Annotated in this window: 7 protein-coding genes; all 7 read left to right on the plus strand. The window is 34.3% G+C overall.

Features of this window, described 5'->3' with window-relative positions; translation table 11 throughout:
• The first annotated feature begins 9 nt into the window (after positions 1-9).
• The gene (locus DWX91_RS12180) at positions 10-1,284 is read left to right on the plus strand and encodes an O-antigen ligase family protein (RefSeq protein WP_118472793.1); all 1,275 of its coding nucleotides are present in this window, start codon (positions 10-12) and stop codon (positions 1,282-1,284) included.
• Positions 1,281-2,351, plus strand: a complete 1,071-nt coding sequence (locus tag DWX91_RS12185) for a polysaccharide pyruvyl transferase family protein (RefSeq protein ID WP_118472794.1) — start codon at positions 1,281-1,283, stop codon at positions 2,349-2,351. Before DWX91_RS12180 ends, DWX91_RS12185 begins: the two co-directional genes overlap by 4 nt.
• A 1-nt stretch (position 2,352) precedes the next feature.
• Complete coding sequence (locus tag DWX91_RS12190; protein WP_182431322.1) at positions 2,353-3,771, plus strand: oligosaccharide flippase family protein; 1,419 nt, start codon at positions 2,353-2,355, stop codon at positions 3,769-3,771.
• 5 nt (positions 3,772-3,776) lie between these two features.
• Positions 3,777-4,325: a 4Fe-4S dicluster domain-containing protein gene (locus tag DWX91_RS12195; RefSeq protein ID WP_118539019.1), complete on the plus strand. Its 549-nt coding sequence runs from the start codon at positions 3,777-3,779 to the stop codon at positions 4,323-4,325.
• Positions 4,235-4,969 carry a Coenzyme F420 hydrogenase/dehydrogenase, beta subunit C-terminal domain gene (locus tag DWX91_RS12200; protein WP_118539021.1) on the plus strand — a complete coding sequence of 245 codons (735 nt, stop codon included), beginning with the start codon at positions 4,235-4,237 and terminating at the stop codon, positions 4,967-4,969. Before DWX91_RS12195 ends, DWX91_RS12200 begins: the two co-directional genes overlap by 91 nt.
• Positions 4,947-6,020 (plus strand): acyltransferase family protein, encoded by a 1,074-nt coding sequence (locus DWX91_RS12205; RefSeq protein WP_118472797.1) that lies wholly within the window; start codon positions 4,947-4,949, stop codon positions 6,018-6,020. The genes DWX91_RS12200 and DWX91_RS12205 overlap by 23 nt, the downstream gene beginning before the upstream one ends.
• A 575-nt stretch (positions 6,021-6,595) precedes the next feature.
• Positions 6,596-7,090 (plus strand): hypothetical protein, encoded by a 495-nt coding sequence (locus DWX91_RS12210; protein WP_118539023.1) that lies wholly within the window; start codon positions 6,596-6,598, stop codon positions 7,088-7,090.
• The last annotated feature ends 44 nt before the right edge of the window (positions 7,091-7,134 follow it).

A 7,134-nucleotide genomic window follows, 5' to 3' on the forward strand; every position in this document is an offset into this window, starting at 1 on the left:
AGGCGAATTATGAAAATTAAAGTCAGCATAAATACACCTAAAATTGTGTTGTTGATAGCCTTGCTTTTGTATGCGCTATCGCAACAGAGTTGGGGTGGGCTTATTTCTGGTACTATTATGTGGCGTATACTCTTTTTGGGATGCGTCGTATTTGGTATTACAGCATTTTTCAAACTAGTTAAGACACCTTCATTGTACATGGTTATGAGTGTTGCAATGATAGCAGTTGTCCTTTTGTTTAATAATCAAAACCTTAGCAATGGAAGTAATGGCTATGAATTGGTGTTTTGTGAAATAGTGCTATTTTCAATCTCTGCATATCGAGGTGATTATTGGATTAAGAGTTCGTTGAAATTGATGCTTATGTTGGGCGTTTTTTATGCACTGATGACATTGTTGTCATTTTCTAGTAAAGGGTTCTATGATTTGATCATATATCCTTTCATATCTTCAATTAACGATACCAGTCATATGGGATTGAGTGCGTATTATTCCAATGGATTTACAGCACATTATAGTTTTAATGGAATGTATGTTGCAATGGGAGTATGCATAGCGATGGGGAGCTTAGTACCTTTGAGCGGTTGCCAAAATGTGAGAAAAAAATTGTTGAAAGTCATATTTGTCGTACTTATGTTTTTAGTTCTTCTCTTGACAAATAAGCGCGCTCATATACTTTTTACTGGAGCTGGAGCTTTCTTAGCGTACTACTTTTATAATAGTAATACGCCAACTAAAAGAATAACAAAAATTATGGCATTAATAATTGGTGTTTTACTGGCGGCATACTTTCTTAGCTATTTTATGCCGGATGCTTTTGAATTTTTAAGACGTTTTGAGGAATCGGCTAATGGTGAGGGTGGCATATCCAATGGTCGATATATAGTTTGGGGAATTGCAACAGCGTTTGCCAGTGGGAATAAGATGTTTGGAACAGGATGGTGGTCTTTTTATCGTTATTTCGGAGCCCATGTACATAACATATACCTTCAGCTTTATGTTGAAACGGGACTGATTGGCACAACGATATTCATTCTTTTCTTTTTTAATGCTTATGTTAAAAATATTGTACTTATCAAAGAAATCCGTAGAGAGAAAGTGTTTTTATCTGAAAACGCTGAAAAGCATTTAATTATTTCGCTTATTTACCAGACTTTCTTTCTGTTATATGGAATAACTGGCACATGTCTTTATGAAATTCCAACATTGGTTCCATATATAATTTTTGCGACAATTACGGAACATTACTGGTATTTGAATAAGAAAGGAGTCTGTAGACTATGAAAATTGGCATACTAACATGGTATTATGGAGCAAATTATGGTGCAAAAGCCCAGGCTTATGCGCTAAATCAAGTTGTGTCTCATTTGGGGCATACGGTCCAGATGGTAAATTATAAAACCAATGGATTTGAGAAAGTCAATATAGGAACTAATTTAAATGTTGAGCGTGCAAAGCATCATCCGGTTTTATATTTGAAATGTCTATGGCGTGTAAAAAATTTCTGGGAAGTAAATAAATACTTTAATGAATCAATTGTTATTCGTAAAGGAGAGGATGTTGATAGTTTAGGACTGGATTGTGTGATATTTGGAAGTGATGCAATCTTTAATGTTAATCATAAGCTGTTTGAAAAAATATATATGGGTGTTGGGATCAAGAAAACAAAGAAAGTTTCTTACGCACCTAGTTGTGAAGATTTAAATCCTAATTATAAATTAAGTAAAGAATGTATAGATTCTTTACGACAATTCTCAAATGTATCTGTTAGGGACGAGAATACTAAGCGGTTACTAAAAAATAATGTTGGCATAGATGCAGTGGAAGTCTTAGATCCAACACTTTTGTATGATTTTGTTGATATTAGTACCAGATGGGATGAGAAAGATTATATTTTAATTTATACATTTTCGGATTGGAGCATATATCAAAAGCAAATCCAGTTATTTGCAAAAGATCATGGGCTCAAGATTATTGCAGTAGGGAGATATTGTAAATGGGCATATAGATCTTACACAGCAGCATCATTTGAACAATGGATATGTTCGTTCAGGAAGGCTACATATGTTTTGACTGATTCATTTCATGGTACAGTTTTTTCTATTAAGAATAATAAGCAAATGATTTTATGTAGTAGACCAGATAAGAGAGCTAAAATTGAGAGTCTATTAAATGATGCGAGAATACAACGGAAATTTTATGATGGCAAGGAATCTATAGAGACTTACCTTCAAGCAGTAACAATAGATTATCAAGAAGTGAATCAGAGTATGAAGAAACTGGTTGATTTCTCAATGGCATATTTGCAAAAGAGTCTTGCAGATAATGTAGATTATTATGGTGAACACTAATATGAACGAAAATAAGAAAGCAGGAATTGAGAATGCATTTAAGGCAGGTGTATGGTATTCACTATCTGCTATTGCGGCAAAGTCAATTTCGATAATTACAACACCTATTTTCACGCGAATGATGTCAACATCAGACTATGGAATTGCAGCGACATTCTCATCGTGGTATTCGATTTTTTTGATATTATGTACTGCTAATCTTTCATATAGCCATTCCAGAGCCAAGATTGATTTTCCGGGACAGTTTACTAGATATGTGGGGGCAACACATACTTTATCTTATCTGATTACAGGAGTATTATCAGTAGTTGCAATTTTATTTCTATCACCGGTAGCAAAATTTTTGGATCTAAATCCTGCTTTGATTCTGCTTTTGTTGATATATCTTTTCTCAGGCGGGACAATTAATATTTCTCAAAGTGAGAATAGATATTGTTATGATTATAAGAAAAATATTTTCATAACATTATTTACTACTGTTGGAACTGTGCTTTTTACATTTCTTTTCCTTGGCATCATTAAAGAAAACCGTTATTATGCAAAAATCCTTGGATTTGTTGTTCCATCTCTATTACTTGCCGTTTGGATTGTTATCTTACAAACAAGAAAAAGAGCATTTTGTATTAACTTAGATTATTGGAAATATGGGCTTCGCATTTCAATGCCTTTGATTTTCCATACCATATCTTTGAATGTGTTAACTCAGTCAGACCGTATAGTGATTAATAAAGTGTGTGGAAGCGAGGCTGCTGGTATATATAGTCTGATTTATCAATATGCAATGCTGATAAATATTATCTTAAATGCAATTAATGAGAGCTGGAATCCATGGTTTCATGACATATATAATGAAAGGCGCTGCGATCTGATAAATAAAAACATTACTCCGTTGAATGCTTTTGTTTCATACATATGCATCGGGTGTATTACAGTTGGTCCAGAAGCGATAATGATTTTAGGGGGAGAAAAATATATCTCAGGTCAGGATTGTATTTTCCCGATTGTTTTGGGACTTTTAGCACAATTTCTGTTTAGTCATTATATTATTATTGAAGTTCACCATAAACAGACTCAATTTACTTCGCTTGGAACAATTATTGCAGCAGCTATCAATTTGGGATTAAATGTTGCATTAGTACCGTTTTTTGGATTTACATGCGCGGCATATACAACCCTAATTGCATATTTGGTGCTTTACTTAATTCATTTATATATAACAAGGCATATGCTGAATATTCACTTATACAATGATTTGAAGATTTTTGGATGGTTTGGCGTGGTTGCATTATATGGTATATTATCAAAAATTTTGTATAGAACGATCATGCCGAGGTATGCACTATTTTGTATCGTTACGATTGCTTTGTTTGCAATATATAAAGATGTTGTGTTGGGCTTAATAAAGAAAAAAAGGAGTTAACAAAAGTGAGCGAGAATATATCATTGGTTGGTGCGTCCTGTTGCGGGTGTATGGCGTGTGAAGCAGTATGCCCAGTACATGCCATAGAATTGGATACACGGGGGGGGTATTGGTACCCGAAAATTAATGCTTGTGTTTACTGTGGTAAGTGCTTGGATGTTTGTCCGATATTAAACTCGGAGCATAATAAGGTTAAGGAGAAAAATACAGCATATATAGCATATCTTATAGATGAACAAGAGCGAAGAAAAAGCACATCGGGCGGTCTATTTTTTGCCATTGCTACATATGTGATTCAGCATGATGGTGTTGTTTATGGTGCGGCATTTGATGATAGTATGAGAGTTACACATCATCGTGCTTCAACAAAGCAACAAGTTACTATGCTTCGGGGAAGTAAATATGTCCAAAGTGATATTCGTTTAGTTTTTCAACAAATAATAGATGATTTGAAAACAAAAAAATGGTTCTTTTCTCTGGAACCCCGTGTCAGGTATCAGCAGTTAAATCTTTTTGTGAAAAGAAAGCAAATTGTGACAACCTTTTTTTATTAGAAATACTCTGCTATGGTGTTCCAAGTCCAATGATCTTTCAAAATCATCTCAAACAAATTGAATTGAATTATAAAGATGCAGTGTGTAATTATTTATTTCGAGACGAAAGTGGTGGTTGGGGGCAATATTACATTCACAGCGCCGATCTAAAAAATGGAATGCATCTGTACAATGAAACTCTGTTCCAAGACCTAGAGAAATTGTATAGGTCACATTATAATGTGCGGCAGAGTTGTTTTGAATGTCGATATATAGGAAGAAAGCGATGTGCAGATATAACCATTGGAGATTGCTGGGGAGTACATGAGATAACAAAAGAGTTTGATAGTAAGGATGGGGTTTCTCTTGTGCTTATAAATACATCTTTTGGAAGAGAAGTTTGGAACTCAATTTGTAATGATGTGAATTCTTTGGAGATTGAGTACAATGTTTTGGAAAAATCAAATGGTGTTCTTGTGCATGGACCGGAGAAGCCAAATGATTACGAGGAATTCTGGAAGTGGTTCCAAAAAAGAGGATATTTGGAGACACTCATCAGATTCACTCCGTATGGTGGGATACGGTATAGTATCTACCATAAAATATGTAACATGAAAAATAGATTAAGAAAGAAATGGTACAATGAAGATAGAAAAAGCGGATGAGAGAGCTGTGATACAAATCCTTAGAGGAATTGCAATAGTGTTAGTTGTTATACACCATGTCATGAAGTGTTTTTCGCTTTCGAACGAATTGAATACCTTATTGACGATCATTAACACAGTCCATGTTGTTGTTTTTTTTGTAATTTCAGGTTGGCTTTTTGAAAAAAAGAAATGTAAGTATAGGAAGAACGGCATTTTTCTGTTTCTTAAGAAGAAGTTTTGTCAATTAATAGTTCCTTATACGACTTTTTCCTTTTCATTTGCGATTTTGATATGGTTGGGAAGCCATATTGAAGTGCTGAAACAAGCAACCTTGGCATTAGCTAAGGGAAGAGTTAAAAGTCTGGTTCAAATCATTGTTGATATCGTTTTATATAGAAATGTATATTATGAATCACTTTGGTTTGTCTATGCAATGTTTTTTTTAATGGCTTTAATGTTTTTACTTTATGATGATAGATTTGTGAGGCTCCCTTTTGTAATAAGTATGTTGCTATTGGCCACTTTTATAAAGTCCTATGCATGGATGCTAATTGATTTGGAACGATGGACGATTCTTAATAATACTATTATGTATTTTCCATGGATGCTGTTTGGAAGGCTGCTTTACACGAGGCTACACAATGGATTTGTAGTGAAGTGGAATATAGTTGCTATTGCAGCTCTTGTTCTTTCAATGTGTATTATTAGATGGTATTATATTGATCTTAAGTGTTTTATGGGACTATATGCTAGAGCTATTTGGCAAGGATTGGAATTTCTTGCAATAAGACTCTCTTTTTTGGCATTAGTGTTAGCCTTGTCCAAATGGTTAATTATAACGGATAAATATAAGCCGATTGAATATATTGGTGATATGTCGTATGATATTTATTTGATTCATAATCCTTGGATTGTATCAACCCTGTCTATTATTTTGAAGAATCGGGTTACGATACCTTTGGCTATTGTGATTGGCACAATAATGACTATTGTAATAAGTGTTACTGTAATTAATGTGATTAAGTGTTATTTAAATCCTATTTACAAGGTATACTTCGGAAAGATTTAATTAGAAATTTGACTCGTGCGTCCATTTCACTGAGGGGGTTAAAATCCTGCCTGAAAAGAGAATAATCACCTCGTTTGTTGGCTAGTCCGCATAAAATCAACTATATTATATGACTGTGTGAAAATACCTGTAAAGGTAAGAACATCAAAAATGCCATGTGTAAGCATGGCTACGCCGTCCGAAAATGCTGCCTCTACGTGGCGGACGGCAGGCAACGGGAGTGTGTCTGGACACCTCCGGCTAAAGCATCACGTTCTTTGCAATAAATAGCACATTCATAACTAACTAAAGAAATAAAGGAATAAGTTTGGAAAAGTTCTTTAGAAGATAGTCTTTAGGTATATTTCAATACAATAATCCGATATTTCAATTGGCTCCATGTTTACAAATATTCATAAGGAATATAATAATGCGAAACATTTTAGCTTTTAGACGTTGTACAGGTGAGGAAATCCGATGGCTTGTTGGAACTTTTGAGTCGCAATTTCCAACATCATCGAATTGGCAGATAAAAGAAGTTGATATCAATGAAGTTATACCGCTCTGTAAGTATGTGTATAGCAGGAGATTAGAATTTGCTAAAGAGAGCATACGAAAGTGCATTCGTTATGGTGTTCCACTGTTCTATCCGTATGTTGTCGAATATGATAATGGAGATACACATTTGGTTACATAGCTATAGATATTACCCATTGATGCCAAAACCAAACATTGCGGGAGAAACAATCTATTACGCGGGCAAATATTTCGCCTCTAATGTGACACATTTATTGAAAACATCATATAATAAATTAATTCAATTTTCAAATCCAGTATGTGGGAATATGTTGAGATATAAACTATATGGGATCCTATTTAAAATCGATATTGTTGGATTTACTTTGATGTATAATAAAATTGTCGATGAAATGAAGAGCTTTGATGAAACAGGAAAAGAAATAGCGTTACATTTTATTGCAGGAATTTCTAATATTTTTGAGAATGAAATGCAAAAATTCGATATTTTGAATATTACGGTTCAAATGTACCCCTGTTCCGAAGGAACGGATACCGGCAGTCTGGCGCTATGATACCGTGAGTCCGGAACAGGGATACCACATTTGCTACATGCGAG

It is taken from the genome of Clostridium sp. AF22-10 (assembly GCF_003478725.1).
GTDB classification, from domain to species: domain Bacteria; phylum Bacillota; class Clostridia; order Lachnospirales; family Lachnospiraceae; genus Otoolea; species Otoolea fessa.

Bases quoted from the DNA above. Each gene is read 5' to 3' on its own strand.
- DWX91_RS12180 (WP_118472793.1), top strand. From the start codon at position 10: ATGAAAATTAAAGTCAGCATAAATACACCTAAAATTGTGTTGTTGATA.
- DWX91_RS12185 (WP_118472794.1), top strand. From the start codon at position 1,281: ATGAAAATTGGCATACTAACATGGTATTATGGAGCAAATTATGGTGCA.
- DWX91_RS12190 (WP_182431322.1), top strand. From the start codon at position 2,353: ATGAACGAAAATAAGAAAGCAGGAATTGAGAATGCATTTAAGGCAGGT.
- DWX91_RS12200 (WP_118539021.1), top strand. From the start codon at position 4,235: ATGGTTCTTTTCTCTGGAACCCCGTGTCAGGTATCAGCAGTTAAATCT.
- DWX91_RS12205 (WP_118472797.1), top strand. From the start codon at position 4,947: ATGAAGATAGAAAAAGCGGATGAGAGAGCTGTGATACAAATCCTTAGA.